Genomic DNA, 22826 nt, shown 5'->3' on the forward strand with positions numbered 1-22826 from the left:
TGTTATAGATTGAAGTTCTCTTTACTCTAAGACTCCGACCTATGAAAATCCTTTTTGTTGATGACGAAGATACAATCCGGGAATTATTCTGGGAATATTTTAAGGACGAATTTAACGTCACTATGGCCTCAGATGGACTTGAGGCTTTAACGATCACCAACCAAAATACTTTTGACCTTATTATTTCTGATATCAGCTTACCTAAATTAAATGGAATTCAATTCATTCAAAAGCTGAGAGCTGAAGGAAACCAAACACCTTTTTTAGTCATTACTGGCGATAGTGACATTCAAATCGCCATTGACGTTTTTAGAATGGGGGCTGTAGATTTTTTTCTGAAGCCATTTCGAATGGAAGCACTTCGTTCTCGAATTAAAAAATTCGAAAATGCAGATATTGATTTAACTCTTCTTTTCAATAGTGGTGAAATCACGCAGTTTAGTTCTGATTGCAAAATCAAACTTAAACCTCAAATTAAAAAATTAAATTCATATATAGCATTTATTGTTAAACAAATATTAAATTCTCCGCTCGCTACCCACGAAGATTTGATTTCAATCAAAATAGTATTATATGAACTTTTAGCGAATGCCATTGAACACGGTGTAGCTGGTGTGAGTTATGTCGAAAAACAGGAATGTTTAGAGGCGAATGAGGATTATTTTAAGTTAGTGGATTCACGTTGTGCAGAAAATAATTCTTCCGTTTTTGTTGAAATATCGATGGACGATGTTGGAGTTACGATTGTGATTCGCGATGAGGGAAATGGATTTGCGGTTAGCCAGATTCCCAATCCCATTGTCAATCCTGCGGCTAACCTAGTCAGCGGAAGAGGTATTTTTCTTGCTAAGATGAATATTGATTCTATTGTTTATAATGAAAAAGGCAATGAGGTTCGATTTTTTAAAACTTGGTACAAACTGATGCAAACCAATTAAAACTTCATTCCTAAGGAAACATAAAACCGTAGATATTCTTTTTTAGGTTCTTCTAATGTGAATGGTTCAGTGATGAAAACGTGCGTTTTGCGAGGGTCCATCAAAGTATAAGATGCACTCATTTGAGCGAATAACTTACCATAATCATTTGATAAAAAGCTAAGTTTACCGATGACTTCGTTACCTTTTCCCAACCCAGAGTCTGATCGGTTTAAAAATAAATCTGTTCGAAAAAAAGAATACCAATCCCATCCCATTTGTATCCCGTAAATGCGGTTTCCTTTGTTTTCAAAATTAGGATTCTCTTTTGTTGGTACATCTCGAAACTGGGGAGGGTTTATTGAATCCAAGGTCTGGTATAGTAAAAACGAAGAGAAACCTCCAAGCACTCTTGGTTCGGCAAAGTTTGACGCATAACCATTGCTATTTGAATCTAATCGATCTTTTTGGTCTTTTTTCGTTACAAGTCCAGCAAGAGAAAAACTAAATTTTTCACCCTGAGAGTGTAGAGATAAAAACCCTAAATAGGAATTGGTGGCGATCTGTTTTTCGGACCAAGGGTTAGTGGAGGATTTTGATTCTCCAAGAAGTCGAATCCCTACTAAATCCAAAGCCCAAGTATCTAAAAATTTTTTAAATTGGAATTCCATTCCGCTATAGGAATAACGCCCTGAAACTCTTTGGCCTGAAAGAATTTGCCCATTGGTATTATGGTTTGGATCAGAATATAGATAATGAAAAAAACGTAATTCTTCCCAAATTAGAATTTTTTCAGAGCTAATCAAACCTCCGTAAATTTCCCTTCGGTATCCGCTCCAGGGTGGGCCAAACCAATTTTCCAATTCTGGTTTGGCATTTAATTGAATTCCTGTTATGCGAATACCGGAAGTAAAAGAAACGGATGCAGAACCAAAATTGGACATTCCAACAAAGAAAAAACCATATCGATCTAATCTATTGAATCCTCGGCCAACTTCCAATGCCAATTGAATTCCAGAGATTTCCTTAGATACTAGGGCTGTGAATTCTGAATCGTAAATCGTGCGGACTTCTTTATCGATTATTCTTTCTTCGGATATACCAACCCGAGGTGCAATAAGGATTCCAAAATTCCAACCTTCTCCTGCGTAATAGAAAAGACTTGGGGTTGTTAAAACTCCATAACCATAATAGCGATTGGCTTTTTCCAAAACCAAACCACCTTTTTGGGATTGAAATCTCCCGCCGGTAATGAGCTCTGTTTGAAGACCAAATCCCTTTATATCCGTCCCAGAGGGAATTGTTTGGAATCTATCTTTGACGACCACTCGGCCAAAACTGCGATTGGCACGTTCATCGTCCATGACCGAGTCCGAGTAAGATTGTGCCCAAAGACTGGAAAAAAAAGAAAGAAAGAGAAAGGAAACTATCCCGATACTTGTAGGGATGAAGAAAATACTTTTGAAATACAGACATGGATTTCTTCTCATTTTCCCTCTTCTGTTGGTTATTTTTTCTTATAGGGAAGCTGACACTCGTTTTTCACATGATTTGAGTCGGTTTTTTGAAAAGGCGGACCATAGCAAAGAAGAAGCTGTTTTATTTACCTATCTTACAGAAGCCGAAAAAACAAATTTTTCAGTTCGTCGAAGAAAAGAACTTTCTAGGGCGGTAGTCCGATTTTCTCAGAAATTACAATTTCCAGATGGGACATTGTTAGGTGGAAATCCGCCTAATCCTTCTTTGTTTTTGCTGGCCTGGGCCAAAACGCGATCAGAGTTTCGAACCAATCATTTCGAAGGTTATGGTATTTTTACGTTGCCCGAGATTTTTGTTCGCGAATTTGAAATGGCCTCAGGGACTAGAATCAATCGCGATTATGACATCCAAAACGATTCGATCCAATTAAAAATGGTAATCCTAAAGTTAAAGGAATACATCTCTGAAGGAAAATCCGTAAAAGATGCTTATCAGAAGTTATATGGGAAAAGTATTACTCCTAACGAGTGGGAAACACTAGAATCAAACTATAAAAAAATATATGAGTTTGTTACTTCCGAAAGTAAGCCATAAAGTAACCTGTTAAAAGTAACCAAGATACAATTTGCCCGAGAAAGAGCGATATCGCCGCTCCATTGGCCCCCCAATCAGGGATAATCCAATAATCAAAGATGGCACCAAATAACAATCGCAGTAGTGCTAGTCCAGCTAGTAGTCTCGGTAATCCTAAAGCAAAGAGTGCCGTTCCTAAGGGGGCAAAAACTAATTGTAATAAAAAGTTTGGATATAAAATTTTAAAAACCGAAATCGAATTGGTATATTTAGTGCCGAATAACAATGTTAAGATGGGTTCTGCAAGTAAAATTCCAGGAGATAGTGCGATTGCTATCATCCCACCTAAAAAAACTGATTTTTTTAAAACAATGGGGAATTCTTCTGTTTCTGCAAGTCTCGCTAATTTTGGATAAATAATAGAGTTAAACGTCGCAAGTATAATGATGAAGCCACTAAATAGTTGTAAGGCGGTTCCGTAATCCGCAACAATCTCTGGAGGGTGGAATTGGTTTAGAAAGAAGATTTCAAGTCGATCAGATAGAATTGCACATATAGAGGCTGCAAATGCCCAAAGATTAAAAAGCAAAAGTTTTTTTTCACTAATTCTAATCTCTTTAGGTTCAGCGGTAAATGAGATCTCATCATTGTTAAAAAAGAAAAAGAATAAAAACAAAACAAATATAGGCGCAATGCAGAAAATGGCAAGTATATCCATATAAGTTAATGGATGAACACTTGACAGAGAAAAATAGAGTAATAATAAAAGTCGGACTACATTTGGAAGTGGGTTCCAAAGTGATAAAGATTTATATTTACGGTAAGAAACAAAAAGGCTTTCGAAATATGATATAAACGAAATGATGATTCCACCAAATAACAGCAGTAAAAGTACAAAATAGTTTTCGTCACCAGTGATGAAAGCTACAAAACAAACTAGGGATAAAAACAAAAAAGAATAAAATTTGATTCGAAGAGATGCATTTAAAATGGCACCAGGGTTTTCCTTCCGTTCTGCCATTGGAGAAATATATTTGATTAGAGCGTTAGGAAGTCCGAATTCGGCAACAGCTAAAACGACTGGTAAAAAACCTAAAAAGTATTGGAGTTTTCCATTTTCCGCTTTGCTCAGTAAGTTCACGGAATAAATCATAAACACCAAATTGGTGACAGCGGATACTGCTTTGGAACTACTAACAAAGAAAGAGTTTTTAAGAACTCCTTCTTTCATTAGTTCCACTTTTAAAATTTGAAATATCTTTTTTATTTTTTGCATGTATTAGTTTTGCAAAAACTTTCCTTTTTTTATTTTTTGCAGAACTAAGGGAACAATGGCGATAAGTGCAAATCCAACCACTAAGTATCGAATATATCTTAAAAACAAATCATCCTTCCAGATGGACTTTTTGATCATTATTCCGGGTAACACATAGAGTAGCGATATCACGATAGCTAAAACTAACAAACGAACAAGTATCGTATTCCAAAAAATATTAAATTCTTTCGTTCCGAAAGAAAAATTAAATTTAGGAAGAGACCAATCTAAAAATTCGGGTTTGCTCAACCTTGGATAAAATAAAATTCCCATCCAAAAACCGGCGAGAGCACCGCTTGCCATAAGAACTCCCGATAAACTATGGTGATGTTCGCTCGATAAAAAAGGAGAATCTAATGAGATCGGCGATAAGGTCACTACTATGCCCAGTAAACTTAGAGTTCGATACTTATCAGTATGTAGGAAGGCGGGGATAGAATCTTTTTTGTAAAATCGATCGAGTAAAAATAAAAGAATCAGTAAATGGATCACACCCAATCCAAATCCCATACTAACATCTCCCAAAAAATGTACTTTAAGATACATTCTGGAAAACGGCATAAAAAGAATAATGAAAGCAGAAAGAACTCGAAACCAAAGTTTTGGGATTCGATACGCTAACAGTCCCCATACGACAACTGCTGAATAAACATGTCCAGAGGGTAATCCGAATGCTTTTTCATCAAAGGCTTCCGGGTACGGAAAGGGCCTTGGACTTTCAAAATAAAACTTTAAAAGAGAAACCATCACCGCTGAGGTAAGTAACCCAAGAGAAAGTTCAAAAGCAAGTTTCGGACGATAATAAATATAAACGAAGGAAATGAGGCCTAAAAAAAAGCTACTTCCCCCCAGGTAATGGCAGAGAGTCGAAATCGCGACAAAGATACCACCGAAAGTTGGATCCCAATGGTGTAGGGAATCCAAGGGGATAGGGGAGAACCAAAGGGAGTTCTGTGCTTGGAGGAGTTCTTTCATAGGAATTTCCATCTAAGATGAAAATCCAACTTGATTTCATAAAGTTTTATTTTGAAATATGTGATGTTTCTATGGATTCAAACCAAAACGCCGCAGATATATTAGAAAGTCTTTTCGTGATACCCCGCGAAGTTCCCAAAACCGTTCTCCGTAACCTCTTGGAGCTTATTTACGACGTAAAAGTGGCTGGATATGAAAATATTCCCGAATCTGGTGGAGCTCTTATTGTTTCAAACCATACAGATTATTTGGACATTGCTGTCCAAGGTGCCTTTGCTGATCGAAAAATCGTTTATCTAGGCAAATATGAGCTTTTTCACCCGCAAGAAGAGATTATGGCTCTAATCAACCATAAGAACTCACCGTTTCAATACCCTCCATTAAGCCTAACTAAACCAGTCATTGAGGTTTTGGTGAATTCACTTGGAAGTGTAGTGAAAAAAAACCTGATCAACTGGGGAAGTATGCCCATCATCCGCAACGCAGCCAAAGAATCCGAAATGGACAAAAGGGCTGCGATGGAATACTACGAAAAATTAGAGAATTATATGGTAGATTTAATGAAAGAGGGAGAGCTTCTTTCTATCTATCCGGAAGGTTCTAGGTCAGAAACAGGCGAACTCCAATCTTTCCGGGCTATGGCAGCAAAACTGGCCATTCGTGCCGGGGTTCCCATCATTCCTTCTGGGATTGTAGGTGCCACAAACATGTCAAAACCGAAGGCTTTCCTAACGGGAGATGCTTTCAAAACCAAAATTCGTTATGTGATCGGCAAACCCATCCCTCCTTCTGAATTTCCTACGGGACCGGAGAAAAAAGCGGCCAAAGAACTGACTGAAATTTTAGAAAATCGAGTGAGGGAATTGATGAAAAAGGCGGAATCCGTACTTTAAACTCGACCTTTTAGAAAAATATGGCATAGTTTTCAAAAACTATGTCATTCCCGTCATATTTTACAATTGAACCCGTACCAATCCTTCTAGAACGTTGTTCTCTATGACCACCGAAATCTTAACATACACCCCCCAAAACAAAATTCGATTTGTGACGGCGGCCTCTCTCTTTGATGGCCACGACGCTTCCATCAATATCATGAGGAGGATTTTGCAACAAAGTGGGGTGGAAGTCATCCACTTGGGCCACAACAGGAGTGTACAAGAGATTGTCCAATGTGCCATCCAAGAAGATGTACAAGGGATTGCGATCACCAGTTACCAAGGTGGTCATGTGGAATATTTTCAATACATGATTGATCTATTAAAAAAAGAAGGGGCAGGTCATATTCGCGTGTTTGGTGGTGGTGGTGGAACCATTCTTCCTTCGGAGATTGAAGTTTTACACAAATATGGTGTCGCTCATATTTATTCTCCTGATGAAGGAAGGACCCTTGGTTTGCAAGGGATGATCAATGATGTGGTCAAACAATCTGATTTTCCTACTCCACTGTCATTTAACGGAGACCTAGCGTCACAAATCCAAAAGAAAAACTATTTAGCACTTGGACAAGCCATCACGCAGATGGAATTTTCACTTCTGCAAGAAAAAACAAATTACTCCATTAATTTAGAATTTCCCCCGCCGCAAAAAAACATTCCCGTTCTTGGGATTACAGGAACTGGTGGAGCTGGTAAATCTTCTTTAACTGATGAACTCGTTCGTCGGTATTTACATGACTTTCCAGACAAAACTATAGCGATACTTTCTGTCGATCCATCCAAACGAAAAACAGGTGGGGCCCTCCTCGGGGATCGAATTCGAATGAATTCCATTTTTAACGAAAGAGTGTATATGAGATCGTTTGCAACAAGAGAAGCAAACATTGCACTCAACAGAAGTGTGAAAGGTGCCATTCAAATTTTAAAATCTGCCGGATATGATCTCATCATAGTTGAAACTGCTGGGATAGGACAAAGTGATTCTGAAATTACGGAAGTCGCCGATGTTTCGTTATACGTGATGACACCGGAGTATGGTGCCGCCACTCAGTTAGAAAAAATTGATATGATCGATTACGCGGATGTGATTTCGATCAACAAGTTTGACAAACGCGGGGCACTGGATGCCCTTCGGGATGTTAAAAAACAATACCAAAGGTCTCGCAATTTATTCAATGATCCAATAGATGTAATGCCGGTGTTTGGAACCATCGCGTCTCAGTTCCAAGATGCAGGAACGGATGAACTCTATGCCCATTTGATTGGTGTCGTGATTGCCAAGTGCCAATTGGATTGGAAATCGAAATACCTAAAAAACCAAACGGGAAGAGAGGCATCTGTTGTGCTACCGCCTGACCGTGTTCGGTATTTAACAGAAATTAAAGAAGAAATTGATCGGAATGCTGAGTGGATTTCCAAAGAAGCAGAAATTGCAAGATCCGCCTACCAACTAAAAGGTGCCATTTCCGTTTTAACCAAAAAGGGAAAACCAACTAAAGACTTGGAATCCGAGTATCAATCGTTATGGGATTCTTTATCACTTGAATCCAAAAACATATTGGATACTTGGTCTGAAAAAATTGAATCCTTTCGCAAAGAACAGTATTCTTATTTTGTTCGTGGCAAAGAAATCAAAGTGGATAACTATACGGTTTCTCTCAGCCATTTGAAAATTCCAAAAATTGCCACACCGCGTTTTGTCGATTGGGGTGATATTTTACATTGGTCTTACCAAGAAAACTTCCCAGGTTTTTTTCCTTATACGGCGGGAGTGTATCCTTACAAACGAAGTGGAGAAGATCCGACACGTATGTTTGCCGGAGAAGGTGGGCCAGAAAGAACCAATCGTCGTTTCCATTATTTGAGTTCGGGAATGCCCGCCAAACGACTGTCAACTGCTTTTGACTCTGTGACTTTGTATGGGGAAGATCCAGACATTCGTCCTGATATTTATGGAAAAATCGGAAACTCTGGTGTGAATGTTGCCACACTTGATGATGCTAAAAAACTTTATTCAGGTTTTGATCTTTGTGATCCTTCCACTTCGGTTTCCATGACCATCAATGGACCCGCACCAATGGTGCTTGCATTTTTTTTGAATGCTGCCATTGACCAAGCTTGTGAGAAATACATACGCGCGGAAGGGAAAACGGAAGAAGTGAATTCCCAAATTCAAAAAATCTACGCGGCCAAAAGGCAAGTGGTTCCGAGTTTCGATGGGGCACTTCCTGAAACTAACAATAGTTTGGGATTAATGCTTCTTGGTGTGACGGGTGATGAAGTATTACCTAAAGATGTTTATGAAAAATTAAAAAAAGAAGCCCTTTCGCAAGTGCGAGGAACGGTGCAAGCGGACATACTCAAAGAAGACCAAGCCCAAAACACTTGTATCTTCTCTACGGAATTTGCTTTAAAGATGATGGGGGATATCCAACACCACTTCATCCAAAATGCAGTTCGAAATTTTTATTCGGTTTCGATTAGTGGATACCATATAGCAGAAGCTGGTGCCAATCCTATTACCCAAGTTGCCTTTACCTTAGCCAATGGATTTACTTATGTAGAATACTATTTAAGTCGCGGGATGGACATCAATGAGTTTGCTCCGAACCTATCTTTCTTTTTTTCAAATGGGATTGATCCCGAATATTCCGTGATTGGCCGTGTGGCACGACGGATTTGGGCCAAAGCCATGAAGTTCAAATACAGAGCCAATGAACGATCTCAAATGTTAAAGTACCATATCCAAACATCAGGTCGGTCGCTACACTCTCAAGAAATTGATTTTAATGATATTCGAACCACATTGCAGGCATTATACGCAATTTATGACAATTGTAATTCGCTTCATACCAATGCTTATGATGAAGCCATCACAACTCCCACAGAAGAATCGGTTCGCAGGGCCGTTGCCATCCAGCTTATCATCAATAGAGAGCTTGGTCTTGCCAAAAATGAAAACCCATTACAGGGTGCTTTTATCATTGAAGAACTTACCAATTTAGTCGAAGAAGCCATCTTAACAGAATTTAATCGTCTGACCGAAAGGGGTGGGGTACTTGGTGCGATGGAGCGGATGTACCAAAGGAATAAAATCCAAGAAGAGTCCCTCCACTATGAAACCTTAAAACATACTGGTGAGTACCCGATCATTGGTGTGAATACATTTCTCAATCGCAATGGATCACCGACTGTCATTCCTGGTGAGGTGATTCGTTCGACAGATGAGGAGAAACAACAACAAATTGAAAATTTGAAGGCGTTTCAAAAACGAAATGAAGGCAAAACAGAGTTTGCGATTACAAAATTAAAACAAGTAGCTCGTGCGAAAGAAAATATCTTTCAAGAGTTACTCGAAACGGTGAAAGTGGCGTCCTTAGGGCAGATCTCACACGCTTTGTACGAAGTGGGAGGTCAGTACCGCCGTAACATGTAAACAAAGGAAGGGGTAGTGCATCTACCCTTGGTGACTTTATGATTTCTTGGGATTTAATCAAAAAACACAAACTAGGAATTCCATTACTCTGGGACGTAACAATGGTTTTTGTTGTCCTTGGGAACTTGGCCCTCATTATTTTTGATTTAAGTTATTTAAGTTTGCGGCCGTTTTACTTTCACAAATTCCCAGAAATTTTAAAACTTTATGACAAACCAATTTTAGGAATTGAACCTCATCGAACCACAACCGCCTACACTGATTTGGTGGAGGATTTAAAATATTTAACTCAACTGCGTGATGATAGTTTTCGAGAAAACCAAAGAAAAATCACGAGAGAAGAGATTTACAAAACTCTAACTTCTTTAAAATCACAGGTAGCAAATGAAAAGTTTGATTCCTTATATGCTAACTTTGAGTCGGCGATTCAAATTGAAGACGTCCAAGTCCGCCGAAAAAAAGTGGAAGATATATTGGTTCAACTCAATGATTTTTTTAGTGTTATGGAAGAAACAGATGAAATCACAACTTTAGGTGAACTTTCTGAAAAATATGCTTTTATCAACCGTTTGAGTGTTGAGGCAAATGAGTCGAAAGAAATTTTATCTATTCTTCAGAAGATGGACAAACGGATGTTGGAGATTGTAGAAACTAATCCGTTTGCCATGTCTGGACAAACAAAATTCCTAACGGAAATTCAAACAAAAATTAAAAATGAATACCAAACACACAAAACAAAAGCTCGGGATATCAAATTAAGGCAAGAATTAGATCCGGTTTTGAACAGAGACCGAATTCCATCGACTGTTGTGGCATTCGCCTGGTTTTGGAGAGACCAAAACAGATCCTTAGAACAAAAAATTGAATTTTTCAATTCTCAATTTAAAGAATATTTTGCTCTCAACTATTACCGAGCCATCGCATCAGATGGAAGCCCAGTAAACAACTACTTATTGTTAGATGCACCGTTTCTGTTTTTCTTTTTGGCTGAATTTATACTGAGTTGGCTTATAGCAATCAAAAATAAAACTTATATAGCTTGGTTTTTATATCCCATTTATCATTGGTATGATGTATTAGGACTCGTTCCTATAGCTACATTTCGTTTCTTTCGTTTGGTTCGGGTCTATAAAATTTATCTAATGTTACAAACCAACCAATTCACTCGTATTTTAGGGAACGACTTGATTAGTAAAACTTTGAGATATTATTCCAATATCATCAAAGAAGAAATTTCTGATATTGTCACCATTCAGATTCTTACAGAAACTCAGAATGAAGTAAAATCTGGAAATTCACTTGATCAACTCGTGAATGCCATTGACCAAAATCGAGATGAACTTAAAAAAGTTGCGATTAAAAATATTGCTAAATCGGCTCAGAATCCAAACTTACAAGCTTTGATTCAGAACCTAGTGACTGAAGTATCTGAGCGTGTTTCCGCGAATATGAAACCAATATCGTTACTTCCTAAGGACATGCAGGCAAATCTTACCAAACAAATTAGTTTAACTATTTATTCTGCAATTTCACAGGCAACAGTGGCGATGGCAACTGATCCTTCGGGAAGAAAGTCTATCGAGAACTTAATAGACTACATCATTGATGAAATGATTGTTTTTGCACAAGATCCTGATATGGTAAAACTCAATACGAACATCACAGTGGCACTCATTGAAAATATGAAGAAATCCATTGGAGAGAAAAAGTGGCTGAAAGCAGAAATTAGCAGTAGCTAATCTTCTATCTTTCTACGGCTCATTTTTTATAACTTTCGAACACTGTTTTATAACTAAAAAAGTCTTGTTTTCTTTTGAGAACAAGATTTGATCGATCCACTTTGATTTCATATATAAAATTAATTCTTCTCTTAATTTGTCTTGTTTTGGCTGGAGTGGAGAGGAAAGCAGAGCCGAATACAAAGACAACTCCAAATCCATCCCCAGTTTCTGATGCAAAGAGGAAGGATAAAACTAATAAAATAACAAAATTGAAACCAAAAAAAATCCCAACGGAAACTTTAAAACTTAAAAACGAAAAAGGATATTGGAAGCCGATGAAGATCGTTTGGGATGAAAGCTCTGGTGCTGTTGCGCCTGAGTTTCGGTTTGCAAAACAATTTCAGTTAGAGACTGAAAAAAATAGAATTATCTTATCTCGTCGAGTAGTGGAGAAAGGGAAATTGATTTTAAATGAATCAAAAGAGATTGCTCCACAAAAATATCAAAAATGGATGGAATCGCTTTTTTTATATGAAATCAATCATCTACCGATGGAAGATGTTCCTAAAGTACAAATGACAGGTGTCAGTTATAATTACGTTTCATTTTATTTAGAATCCACCAAATCAAAGTTTTATTATCAATTGGAAGATCGTAACAATCCAGAATGGAATCAAAAAAATAGTATCATACAAATCATAGAAAGGATGAAACCATGAATTTAAAACCAAATTGGAAAGTGATAGGGCTTTGCCTTGTAATTTCTACTGCAATTTTTGCTGAAGACTTTGACCCAAGTAGCGTACGTTCTCCAGGATGCAAGCCTGGAACTTTTTCTTGTGGATACATTCCCAGTTCCAAAGAAATCCAAGACAGTATTCCTCTCAAAAGAGATTTTAATTCCTTTGATGAACTACCTAAATCCGTTGATCTCTCTTCACAGATGCCGCCTGTTGGAAATCAAGGAAGGCAAAATAGCTGTGTGGCTTGGGCCACCGGTTACGCAATCAAATCATATCTATTAAAAAACAAAGGACAGGTTTCTGAATATGATCCGCCGTTTGCTGGCGGAAAAGGAAATTTTGTATTTTCACCAGCCTTTATTTACAACCAACAAAATGGTGGAGAAGATAAAGGGTTATACTATTACAAAACAATGGAATTTTTGAAGACTAGCGGTGTTGCTCCTTGGAGTAGTATGCCTTATTCTGATAAAGATTATCTTACACAACCATCGCAATCTTCCAAAAAAGAAGCACTTAAATACAAAATTAAATCCTTCTCTAGACTTAACTTTAAAAACCCAGATGAAATTAAACGGGTATTAGTCAGTAAGAACGTAGTTATGGTCGGAATGATCATTGATGATGCATTCTATAAATTAAAAGGCTCTAACATTTATGATGAGAATGGCGGGCAGAGTTATGGTGGTCACGCCATGACGATTGTCGGGTATGATGATAATAAAAAATCCAAGTCAGGAAAAAAAGGAGCGTTTAAATTACAAAACTCTTGGGGAACCAATTGGGGTGATAAAGGATTTGGTTGGGTTTCTTATTCCATGCTCGCTAAAGTTGGACAAGAAACTTATGCTATTATTGATGAACCCAAACCTCAGAATACGCCGAATCTAACTACAATCCCAACAAAGGTACCTCTACTTCCTCCGAATGAAATTAGAGTTTCAAAAGGAGAATTTGACTCTAAGATTATTTTGACTTGGAAAAAACAAGACTTAGCTGTTGCCTATTTGATTCAAAGAAAAGATGAGTCAGAATTTTATGATCTCGCTTATTCCGATATACCAAGTTTTACTGACATTTCAGTATCACCTAACTCTAAATATGTGTATAAAATTGTTTCCATAAGTGCTGAAGAAGTATCTGATTCTTCTTTGGAAGTGGAGGGATTTACAGCTGCTGAATCAAATGTAGTTGGGAGTTTGGGTCAGGTGGTTGGTCTCAATGGTGTGGTTTATGTTAGCGGAACTATGCCGAATGTAGAATTAAGTTGGTCTGAACTGGATGGAGCAAATAGTTATACAATTGCACGTGCAGACTCAGAATTGAAATGGAAAAACATCGGAACAAGTAAAACTTCTAACTTTATAGATTCTTCTCCCAAAGTAGGTGAATCAAATTATTATCGCGTGAGTGCCATATTACCTTCAAAGCAATCTAGTGATTGGAGTGATTCAGTGATCGTTGATGTTGCTGACCAAAACTTGTTGCCGAATCAAGTCAGTCATTTAACAGCAACTAATGGTGAATTTGCCAATAAAATTGTTTTAAATTGGAATGCTGCTCCAGGGGCAAAAATCTATTACTTGTATCGATTTGATGAAAGAGCAGAACCTTCTGGGCAATTTGAAATTACTGGAACAAGTTTCACGGATACTGACTTAACAATCCAAAATGGAAAACCATATTTATATACTATTATATCTGCAAATGACTTAGGATATGCAGAACCAAGTGAAGTGGCGTTTGGGAAAACAGATCCTGTTTTAACTAAAAGAGCTGGCGGAGTCTCTTTGCCTCCTCCCAAAAAACTTACCTCGGGAATTTTTGGAAAAGATAAATTAATCAGCTTAAAATGGGATTTGGTAAAGGATAGTTTTGAATATTATATTTATCGCAAACAATTGAATGGAAATGGAAAGACTGGAAAATTTGAATTTGTTTCCTCTGTAGAAGGTAATAAAAATTCTTATAGCGAAACTTTTCCTGGAAAGTCAGGTGATCTATTCTTATACTCAGTACGTTCTAAATCAGAATTTGGTTCTGAGTCTAAAGATTCAAATTTTGTATCTGTTTTTTGGAATGAACCAAAAGTAAATGTTAAGAAAAGGGCATTTTCACTAGAGGAATTGCCTGCTTCTTTTGTCGGTACCTGGACTTCAATGTATTGGAATCCGAAAATGGGACCGCAAACAGTAGGAATTGAGATCGCTGGGAATGGGCAAGATTTTATCGCTAAATTTACGTTAGGTGATAAAGATATTCGTCAATTCAAAGGTACATGGATACCGGGGAGTCAAACGTTAAGAGCTAATGGATTTTTATTTGAATTATCTAAATCATTGGAAGGAAACTCTTTAGCTCAGTTCCAATCGCTCAAAGAAATTGAAAACGGTGTGGAACTAAGTTTTAGTAAAGAGAAGTGATACGATTAATTAATCGTTTGTAAATACATCCAAAGTGCCTTAAGTTCAGTATCTGTTAGTTGCCCTAAACTTTTCCAAGGCATTGGGAATTTCATTTCAGAACCATCGGGACGTTTTCCTGTTCTGATGGTTTTGATAAAGTTTGCTTCTGTATAATGACCGAGACCATTTTTACTTATATTCTGTGCCGAAGGCCATTCTGGTGGGGCACCTTGGATAGGCCCACCTTTTAAATCAAATCCATGACACCCTGTACATGTTGATGCAACATATTTTCCATATTCTATAGATATAGAGGGTGTAATATTTGTAAGGTGGTTTCTTTCATGATTAATGATTTCCGCAGATACGAAAACAGGAATTTCTCCAATTAAAAATAGAAATCTGCCCAACGGTCCTGGTTTGACTTCGCCTTGTGGTTTGTCAACAGCGGGGGTGGAACGTAAATAGGAGATTAATTTACCAACATCTTCATTGGTCATACCTTGAAAATCTGTAGAAGGCATAAAGATTAAAGCTTTGCCTTTTCTTCCAACACCGTCGCGAATCGCAATAGCAAGTTCTTCATCAGTATTATCAGATAAAACTCCTCCTATACCTGCTGTTAGGTTAGATCCAGATAAGGTTCCTATGGCGGGATCATCAATAAAGGTTTTTCCGCTTCCGTTAACGTCATGGCAATCCCCACATCCTCTGGATTGGTAGATACGCTTTCCCTCTGCGATATCTATAGGTTTGGAAAATTTAGGAATAGGGACAGACTTTACTTCGTAAATTTTGTTCATACGAGCGGAACTCAATGCATAGATGGTCGTGATTAACGCTACGAGAATGCCCACTAAGGATAGAAAGGTGATCATAAGGATACGCGAAATTTTTTTCATAGGTGGAGCAAAGAGACTCGAGCAGATGTTTTTGGTCAAGGGGAATTAGGAGGGTTTTTCGCGGATTGGTACAGATTGGATATTGGTATCCCCACCCGATTGAGGGAGAGGAACTGAACCCGCCTCCCAATGGTTTCCTTATATCACACTTACCTAATTTCGCGAGCAAATCTTCGCTTTACGAAAAATTTCATTTTGAAAAGTTCATAGTTTTGTAAAGAATACACTGTAAGAGTTATAAAATAGTTTAAATATTCGTTGGAATCAAATGGAGAAACAAAATTGGTTTCTTGGTAATCATAGAATTTGAAACGTACTGTCTTTAATTGAAATGAGTTCCATATGACCATTGCAATTCAAATCGTTGTGTCTTATAAAGATATATAGTTCAATCAAATCTAATTCCTTAACAAATCAATGACCAAACGAATTGAACATCTTTTAAAAAATTCGCATCTACCAGGGCCAAGAGGTAATTTGGGGCTTTTGTATTTATTTTCAAAAAACGCATCTGAAAATGAAGTTAACGAGTGTTTGTCATTTTATAATGAAGATTTGAGCAATTCTCCTGAAGAATTTGTAGTGATGTGTGGAATTGTTGGGTATTGTATTTTAAACAATAATAATATAAAAAAAACATTAACTAACATAAGAAAATATGCTTCACATAGTAGCTGGAGGATTAGAGAATCAGTTGCCATTGGTATCCAAGAGATAACAGAAAATCATAAAGTAGAAATACTCACCAACTTAAAGAAATGGATGAGTGGCAATGACTTAGAAAAGCGAGCTATTGTTGCCGCTTTATGTGAGCCCAAACTATTAAAGGAAAAATCTTTTGTTAATGAACTATTAGAAATTCTTAATCAGATTACTTTGGATTTTGAAAAAATTGAAGGAAAACTTTCGGGAAACCAAATTTCTTTACGAAAAACTCTTGGATATGGATGGAGCGTTGCGATTGCCTCTCTTCCTAAGGAAGGTAAAATTGCTTTTGAAAAAATTGCAAAATATAAAAATAAACATATCAAATGGATTGTAAAAGAAAACTTAAAAAAAAATCGATTGTTGGTTATGGATAAACAATGGGTAGAACGGTTACTTACAACTTCGAAATCATAGAAAAAATTTTTCTATGATGGTTATTAAAAAAATAGATTTAGGTTATTTTTTATTTTTCCCCTGCCACTGCATCATCTGCGACAATTAGGTGTTTGTATTTTTCCGGTTGGTTAGTTTTGAGATAAAATTCTAAAATTGTTTCCACATCTGCTTCCGTTTTCATCGCAAACCATTTTCCTTCGGGGTAAGATACTTGGATGGGACCCAGTTCACAACGGTCCAAACAACCAGATTTTTGGACCCGAAATTTATATTCGATACCTGCTTTGGCTGCTTTTTGTTTGAGGAGTTTTAGAAGTTCGATAGAACCTTGGTTTCCGCAAGACACCCGTTCTCCGGGTGCCCGTTGGTTTTCACAAACAAAAACATGTTTTTCGTAAAACATTGATTTTTCTTTTCCTTAATTTACTTAAACAGCGTAATTTTCCATAGGAATACAAGAGCATACTAAGTTGCGGTCTCCGTAAACATTGTCCACACGACCAACACTCGGCCAGAACTTACGTGTACGCAACCAAGGAAGAGGATAAGCCGCTCGTTCTCTTGGATAGGAATGGTTCCAAGAGTCGCTGATGACCATGTCTGCTGTATGAGGAGAATTTTTAAGAGGGTTATCTTCTTTGGAAAGAACTCCTGACTCAATGTCTTTTATTTCTCCTGCAATGGCCAACATAGAATCAATAAATCTGTCGAGTTCTTCCTTTGATTCTGATTCTGTTGGTTCGACCATTAGAGTTCCTGGAACAGGAAAAGACATGGTCGGTGAATGGAAACCATAGTCGATCAGACGTTTGGCGATATCTTCTACTTCGACAGCACTTGTTTTTTTGAATCCACGCATATCTAAAATACACTCATGAGCTACAAGACCTTTGTTACCGCGATATAAAACTGGAAATGAAGATTCTAATTTTTTAGCGATATAGTTTGCATTGAGGATCGCGATTTTTGTTGCAAATTGTAATCCTTCAAATCCAAGCATGGCAATGTAAGCCCAAGAAATCACAATGATAGATGCCGATCCCCAAGGAGCAGCAGATACCGCCCACTGGCTGTTATTCGATCCATTTTCCACAAGGCTATGTCCTGGAAGGAAAGGTGCTAAGTGTTCAGCAACACCGATTGGTCCAACACCAGGACCACCACCACCATGAGGGATACAAAAAGTTTTATGAAGGTTTAAATGACAAACATCAGCACCTATATCTGCAGGTCTTGTGAGTCCAACCTGTGCATTCATATTGGCTCCATCCATATACACTTGCCCACCATTATCATGAATGGTTTGGCAAATTTCTTTGATGGAAGCTTCGAATACACCATGTGTAGAAGGATAGGTAACCATGAGTGCACCTAAACTACTTTTGTATTCGACTGCTTTTTTCTTAAGATCATCTACATCAATGTTACCATTGGTATCACAATTCACAGGAACCACTTTGAATCCTGCCATCACTGCGGAAGCAGGATTAGTTCCATGTGCAGAAATTGGAATGAGACAAATGTCTCTATGCATATCGTTACGACTTTGGTGATAGTTACGAATCGCAAGTAAACCTGCATACTCGCCTTGCGAACCAGCGTTAGGTTGAAGAGATACTTCAGCAAATCCAGTGATTTCACAAAGCCATTTTTCTAATTGGCTAAAAAGTGTTCTATATCCTTCAGTTTGGTTTTCAGGAACGAAAGGATGAATATTGGAAAGCTCTGGCCAAGTCACTGGGTACATTTCTGTGGATGCATTGAGTTTCATAGTGCAAGACCCAAGTGCAATCATAGAAGTGGTGAGTGATAAATCTTTGGATTCCAATCTACGGATGTAACGAAGCATCTCAGTTTCTGTATGAAAACTATTAAACACTGGATGTGTTAAGTATGTTGACTTACGTTCCAAGAGTTCTGGAATTTTCCATTCTTCTTTTGAGGTTAAGTCTTCCAATTGAAAATGTAACGGTTTGTTTTCATTAAATATTTCCAAAAGGTCTTTGATGTCTTTTAGATTCGTAGTTTCATCTAAAGAGATGCTAATCACATGACCAGAAACCTGTCTGATATTGATTTCTCTTTCTTCCGCATAGTGGATGATCTCTGCAGAAGAAATTTTAGACAATTCTACACGAATCGTATCAAAGTAGGGGTTGGAAATGATTTTATATCCGAGTTTTTCAAGTCCAGTGGCAAGGATCGTTGTCATACGATGGACTCGAGAAGCAATTTGTTTTAAACCCTTTGGTCCATGATACACTGCATACATGGAAGATAAAACTGCGAGTAGTACTTGCGCTGTACAAATGTTAGATGTTGCTTTATCACGACGAATGTGTTGTTCTCGTGTTTGAAGGCTTAGGCGGTAACCAGGTTTTCCTTGAGAGTCTTTAGAAACTCCAATAAGACGACCCGGCATGTTTCGTTTGTATTCTTCTTTTGTGGCAAAGTACCCTGCATGAGGTCCACCAAATCCTAGTGGCAATCCAAATCGTTGTGTAGTTCCCACAACAACATCCGCATTCATTTCACCGGGTGCTTTCAAAATGGTAAGTGCCAAAAGATCAGCAGCCACGACTGTTTTTGCTCCGACTTTGTGAAGGCTTTCAATGAATTCACTAAAGTCGAAAATGGTTCCATCAGTCGAAGGATATTGTACAATTGCTCCAAAAAAATCATTGGAAGGAACCATCTTTTTAAAAGAACCCACAACAATGTTGATTCCCAGTGGAATCGCTCGTGTGCGAATCACATCTAATGTTTGAGGATGCACCGATTGTGAAACAAAAAATGATTTTCCTTGTGTATCATCCTTTAAAGAAAAGAGCATATTCATTGCTTCCGCTGCAGCTGTCCCTTCATCCAGAAGAGATGCGTTTGCAATTTCCATTCCCGTTAAGTCCGTGATCATGGTTTGGAAGTTGATGAGAGCTTCCATTCTACCTTGGGCAATTTCTGCTTGGTACGGAGTGTACGCCGTATACCAACCTGGGTTTTCTAAAATATTTCTTTGGATCACGGCAGGAGTGATACAAGAATAATAACCAAGACCCAAATAAGACCGATAGATTTTGTTTTTAGAAACTATTTTCTTCAGTTCTCTTTGGAGAGCATATTCACCAATTGGATTTGGTAAGTTGAGTTCCTTTCGTAAACGAATGTTTTCCGGAACCGCATCATTAATGAGATCGTCCAAAGCCTTATAGCCAATTGTGCTGAGCATCGAAGAAACTGTTTCTTCTGTCACACCGACATGGCGACGGAGGAAGCTATCACTTGGTTCTAATGTTTCTTCGTAAGGGGATTGGAGAGGTGATGTAGGTTTTGTGGAACTCACTTTAGAAAAACTCCTATTAATCTAATTTAGATACGTATTCTTTGTATTGTGCTGCGGACAAAAGGTTTCCGAGTTCGGAAGTTTGTATGTTTTTTAATTTTACCATCCAAGTTTCAAATGGCTCTGCATTCACTGCCGCTGGATTGGAACCGAGAGTTGCATTTGTTTCCACAACTTCACCTGAAATTGGCGAATACAAATCTTCGGCAGCTTTTACTGATTCAATGGTTCCAAGACTGTCTTTTGCTTTGATTTGTTTTCCTGGTTTCGGAAGGTCAATAAACACAATGTCACCAAGTGCATTTTGTGCAAAGTCAGTGATTCCGATGAGCGCTATATCACCTTCTACTTTAACCCATTCATGTTTTTCCGTATAATAATAACCGTCTTTTGCTTGTGTATCTGCCATGATTTTTCCTCTTCTTATCTACGCCCTTGTTTAACGATTGTTTCGAACACTGCCCTTTATGAAGGCGCCAGTCTCCACTTTAGCCAATTTCTTCTGCCCACGAATCTCCACAAATACTTCCATCTGGTTTTTGGTGAATTCGGTGTCGAGAATCGCAAGGCCTAGGGATTCTTTCCGGCTAGGAGAATGGGTTCCTGAAGTGGATTTGCCAATTTCTTTTCCATCACCAGAGAAAATTGGGAAATTTTCGCGTAAAACCCCAGGTTCCAAAAGGCGAATTCCCACAACTTTTCGTTTGGGTCCGTTCTTTTTGTCTGCGATGATCCGCGTATATCCCAGGTAAGGTGAGGGTTTTTCTTTGACGATAAAGTTGATTCCCGATTCCACAGGTGTCCATTCAGAATTTAATTCATGACCATAGAGTGGATATTTTGCTTCGAGCCTTAGTGTGTCACGTGCCCCGAGACCAACAGGAACCAAACCATAATCTTTTCCTATTTCTAATAATTCTTTCCAGAGAGTGACACCAAGTGCATTCGATGTGTAAATTTCAAAACCATCTTCTCCCGTATAACCAGTGCGAGATACGATGATGGTTTCTCCTTTCCAATTCATTTCTTCAAAATGATAATAAAGGATAGAACTTAAGTCCTTGCCCAGATATTTGGAAAAAATTTCATCCGCTTTGGGACCTTGTAATGCAATTTGATGCCAGTTTTTACTATCATCAACGACAGTGACTTCTCCTTTTTTATATGTTTCTAAATGTTTTGTCACGGTAGGGTAGTTCGAAGCATTGGAACAAATCATATATTTTGAATCACTGAATTTATAAACAGTGATGTCATCCACAAGACCACCAGATTCATTTACTACTGCATTGTATTGTACTTGGCCTACATTCATTCCAGTGACGGTGTTGCAAGTGACTGATTCTAAAAAAGAAAGAACATCGGTTTCATTTCCTGTGACAAAAATTTCACCCATATGGGAAACATCAAAGAGTCCCGCAGCCGATCTAGTGGCTAAATGTTCTTGGATGATTCCCGTATATTGTACAGGCATGTCCCATCCACCAAAAGGAACCATCTTGGCTCCCATTTCTTTATGAATTGTATGTAAAGGTGTTTGTTTTAGTTCCACGGCTTTCTCTCAATCAGACTCTAAAACCATTGAAAAATGGTTTCATCGTTATGGAATTGAATTTTTTTTAAGATATTATGTTAAGAGAAGTCTATCGCATTGAAAAAACCGGATCTATCGACAACCTTCATCGTAAAAATGAACCTTTAAGGCCACCCGAAGGTGATGAAGTAACCATTGAAGTAAAAGCCATTGGACTTAACTTCGCAGATGTATTTTCGGTTTATGGTTTGTATTCAGCAACACCAAAGGGAAGTTTCATCCCCGGTTTGGAATTTGCGGGAAAAATCGTAAAAATAGGCGAAAAAGTAAAGAATTTTGAAGTTGGTGACTCTGTGTTTGGAGTGACTCGATTTGGTGCATACACAACTCATCTTAACATTTCTGAAAAAACTGTATTTGCTCTTCCTAAGAGTTGGTCAATGCAAGATGGTGCAGCCTTTGCTGTACAAGCACTCACTGCATACTATGCACTGGTTCCTCTTGGACAAGTAAAAGAAGGAGATCATGTTCTCGTTCATAGTGCTGCTGGTGGTGTTGGGATCATGGCAGGTCACATTGCGAAGAAAAAAAAAGCAATCACCATCGGTCTTGTAGGTGATTCCGTTAAGTTTTCGATCTTAGAAGAGGTTGGTTATGATTATTTTCTCATTAGATCTCCTAGTTTTAAACAAGAGATGCAGAAAATATTATCAGATCATCCACTAAAAATTGTTTTAGAATGTTTAGGTGGTCGTTATTTTCAGGACAGTTATGATCTCTTAGCACCAATGGGAAGGCTTGTTACTTATGGTAGTGCCAACTTCACACCATCACATTCATACCGAAATTGGTTTTCCATTGCATATTCTTACCTCTCACGACCAAAAATTGATCCATTATCCATGATTTCAGACAATAAATCGGTGATGGGATTCAATTTAATATGGTTGTGGAATGAAATTGATGAACTTCGAAAACATTTTTCCGATTTAATGATGTTATCACTACCAAAACAAACCATTGGACATGAGTTTACGTTTGATTCGATACATGATGCACTCCGTACATTTCAATCGGGACAAACTATTGGTAAGATCGTTATCATTGTTCCGTAGAATGAGTATTAGCCTGTTTTTTTATTTTGAATAAAAATTCATGCAAAAAATAAAATTTCTTTACATTTAAAATGATATGATTTAATTATGTCGTATCAATTCACTCTCTGTTTGCCAAGGACAGCCGTGTTTTGAAATCAAAAGATAAGGACGATCACAATGGTTGCTAAAAAGAAAGCCGCAAAAAAGAAAGCAGCGAAGAAAAAAGCTGCAAAGAAAAAATCTAAGAAATAACTTAGATTTGATTCTTCCTTCGATATGATCGAAGAAAGTTTGTGTAAACCCGCAAAACCTGCGGGTTTTTTCATTTATAAGGGTAAGTTCAGAAAAAA

18 protein-coding genes are annotated in these 22826 nt (G+C 37.8%); 9 read left to right on the plus strand and 9 right to left on the minus strand.

Going from position 1 to position 22826, the window contains the following annotated elements; genetic code table 11:
- Window positions 1–41: 41 nt before the first annotated feature.
- Complete coding sequence (locus ND811_RS03485; RefSeq protein ID WP_265350347.1) at window positions 42–938, plus strand: ATP-binding response regulator; 897 nt, start codon at window positions 42–44, stop codon at window positions 936–938.
- Here the strand turns inward: ND811_RS03485 and ND811_RS03490 are convergent.
- Entirely contained in the window at window positions 935–2281 is a 1347-nt protein-coding gene (locus tag ND811_RS03490; protein WP_265350346.1) for a hypothetical protein, read from the minus strand. The two genes, ND811_RS03485 and ND811_RS03490, sit on opposite strands and share 4 nt — an antisense overlap.
- A gap of 82 nt (window positions 2282–2363) precedes the next feature.
- On the opposite strand from ND811_RS03490, the gene ND811_RS03495 reads away from it, so the two are divergent.
- Complete coding sequence (locus ND811_RS03495; RefSeq protein WP_265350345.1) at window positions 2364–2990, plus strand: hypothetical protein; 627 nt, start codon at window positions 2364–2366, stop codon at window positions 2988–2990.
- On the opposite strand, the gene ND811_RS03500 is transcribed toward ND811_RS03495, so the two are convergent.
- Together ND811_RS03500 and ND811_RS03505 are read right to left on the minus strand one after the other, a co-directional pair.
- On the minus strand, window positions 2968–4245 hold the full coding sequence (locus ND811_RS03500) for an oligosaccharide flippase family protein (RefSeq protein ID WP_265350344.1): 1278 nt from the start codon (window positions 4243–4245) through the stop codon (window positions 2968–2970). The two genes, ND811_RS03495 and ND811_RS03500, sit on opposite strands and share 23 nt — an antisense overlap.
- Window positions 4246–4248: 3 nt before the next feature.
- The gene (locus ND811_RS03505; RefSeq protein WP_265350343.1) at window positions 4249–5259 is read right to left on the minus strand and encodes a phosphatase PAP2 family protein; all 1011 of its coding nucleotides are present in this window, start codon (window positions 5257–5259) and stop codon (window positions 4249–4251) included.
- A 71-nt stretch (window positions 5260–5330) separates the two neighbouring features.
- Here ND811_RS03505 and ND811_RS03510 point away from each other — a divergent pair, with 71 nt between their 5' ends.
- From ND811_RS03510 to ND811_RS03530, 5 genes are all read left to right on the plus strand, one after another.
- Entirely contained in the window at window positions 5331–6152 is an 822-nt protein-coding gene (locus ND811_RS03510; protein WP_265350965.1) for a lysophospholipid acyltransferase family protein, read from the plus strand.
- Between the two features lie 103 nt (window positions 6153–6255).
- A complete protein-coding gene (locus tag ND811_RS03515) occupies window positions 6256–9630 on the plus strand; it encodes a methylmalonyl-CoA mutase family protein (protein WP_265350342.1) in 3375 nt (1124 codons plus the stop codon).
- A 38-nt stretch (window positions 9631–9668) separates the two neighbouring features.
- A complete protein-coding gene (locus ND811_RS03520) occupies window positions 9669–11369 on the plus strand; it encodes a hypothetical protein (protein ID WP_265350341.1) in 1701 nt (566 codons plus the stop codon).
- Window positions 11370–11443: 74 nt separating this feature from the next.
- Window positions 11444–12070, plus strand: a complete 627-nt coding sequence (locus ND811_RS03525) for a permease (RefSeq protein WP_265350340.1) — start codon at window positions 11444–11446, stop codon at window positions 12068–12070.
- On the plus strand, window positions 12067–14517 hold the full coding sequence (locus ND811_RS03530) for a C1 family peptidase (protein WP_265350339.1): 2451 nt from the start codon (window positions 12067–12069) through the stop codon (window positions 14515–14517). Before ND811_RS03525 ends, ND811_RS03530 begins: the two co-directional genes overlap by 4 nt.
- Before the next feature lie 5 nt (window positions 14518–14522).
- Here the strand turns inward: ND811_RS03530 and ND811_RS03535 are convergent, their stop codons facing one another.
- The gene (locus tag ND811_RS03535) at window positions 14523–15302 is read right to left on the minus strand and encodes a c-type cytochrome (RefSeq protein WP_265350964.1); all 780 of its coding nucleotides are present in this window, start codon (window positions 15300–15302) and stop codon (window positions 14523–14525) included.
- 516 nt (window positions 15303–15818) lie between these two features.
- On the opposite strand from ND811_RS03535, the gene ND811_RS03540 reads away from it, so the two are divergent.
- Entirely contained in the window at window positions 15819–16523 is a 705-nt protein-coding gene (locus tag ND811_RS03540) for a hypothetical protein (protein ID WP_265350338.1), read from the plus strand.
- Window positions 16524–16572: 49 nt separating this feature from the next.
- Here the strand turns inward: ND811_RS03540 and ND811_RS03545 are convergent, their stop codons facing one another.
- From ND811_RS03545 to gcvT, 4 genes are read right to left on the minus strand one after another with little or no spacing between them, the layout of a single operon-like run.
- Window positions 16573–16908, minus strand: a complete 336-nt coding sequence (locus ND811_RS03545; protein WP_265350337.1) for a (2Fe-2S) ferredoxin domain-containing protein — start codon at window positions 16906–16908, stop codon at window positions 16573–16575.
- 24 nt (window positions 16909–16932) lie between these two features.
- On the minus strand, window positions 16933–19845 hold the full coding sequence (gcvP, locus tag ND811_RS03550) for an aminomethyl-transferring glycine dehydrogenase (RefSeq protein WP_265350336.1): 2913 nt from the start codon (window positions 19843–19845) through the stop codon (window positions 16933–16935).
- 16 nt (window positions 19846–19861) lie between these two features.
- Window positions 19862–20254 (minus strand): glycine cleavage system protein GcvH, encoded by a 393-nt coding sequence (gene gcvH / locus ND811_RS03555; RefSeq protein ID WP_265350335.1) that lies wholly within the window; start codon window positions 20252–20254, stop codon window positions 19862–19864.
- 30 nt (window positions 20255–20284) lie between these two features.
- Window positions 20285–21397: a glycine cleavage system aminomethyltransferase GcvT gene (gene gcvT, locus ND811_RS03560; RefSeq protein ID WP_265350334.1), complete on the minus strand. Its 1113-nt coding sequence runs from the start codon at window positions 21395–21397 to the stop codon at window positions 20285–20287.
- A 77-nt stretch (window positions 21398–21474) separates the two neighbouring features.
- Between gcvT and ND811_RS03565 the strand changes: the two genes are divergently transcribed.
- Window positions 21475–22494 (plus strand): synaptic vesicle VAT-1 family membrane protein, encoded by a 1020-nt coding sequence (locus tag ND811_RS03565; protein ID WP_265350333.1) that lies wholly within the window; start codon window positions 21475–21477, stop codon window positions 22492–22494.
- Between the two features lie 137 nt (window positions 22495–22631).
- Here ND811_RS03565 and ND811_RS03570 read toward each other — a convergent pair whose 3' ends face one another.
- A complete protein-coding gene (locus ND811_RS03570) occupies window positions 22632–22802 on the minus strand; it encodes a hypothetical protein (protein ID WP_265350332.1) in 171 nt (56 codons plus the stop codon).
- Window positions 22803–22826 lie beyond the last annotated feature (24 nt).

Source organism: Leptospira soteropolitanensis, from assembly GCF_026151655.1.
In the GTDB taxonomy this organism is placed as follows: Bacteria; Spirochaetota; Leptospiria; order Leptospirales; family Leptospiraceae; genus Leptospira_A; species Leptospira_A soteropolitanensis.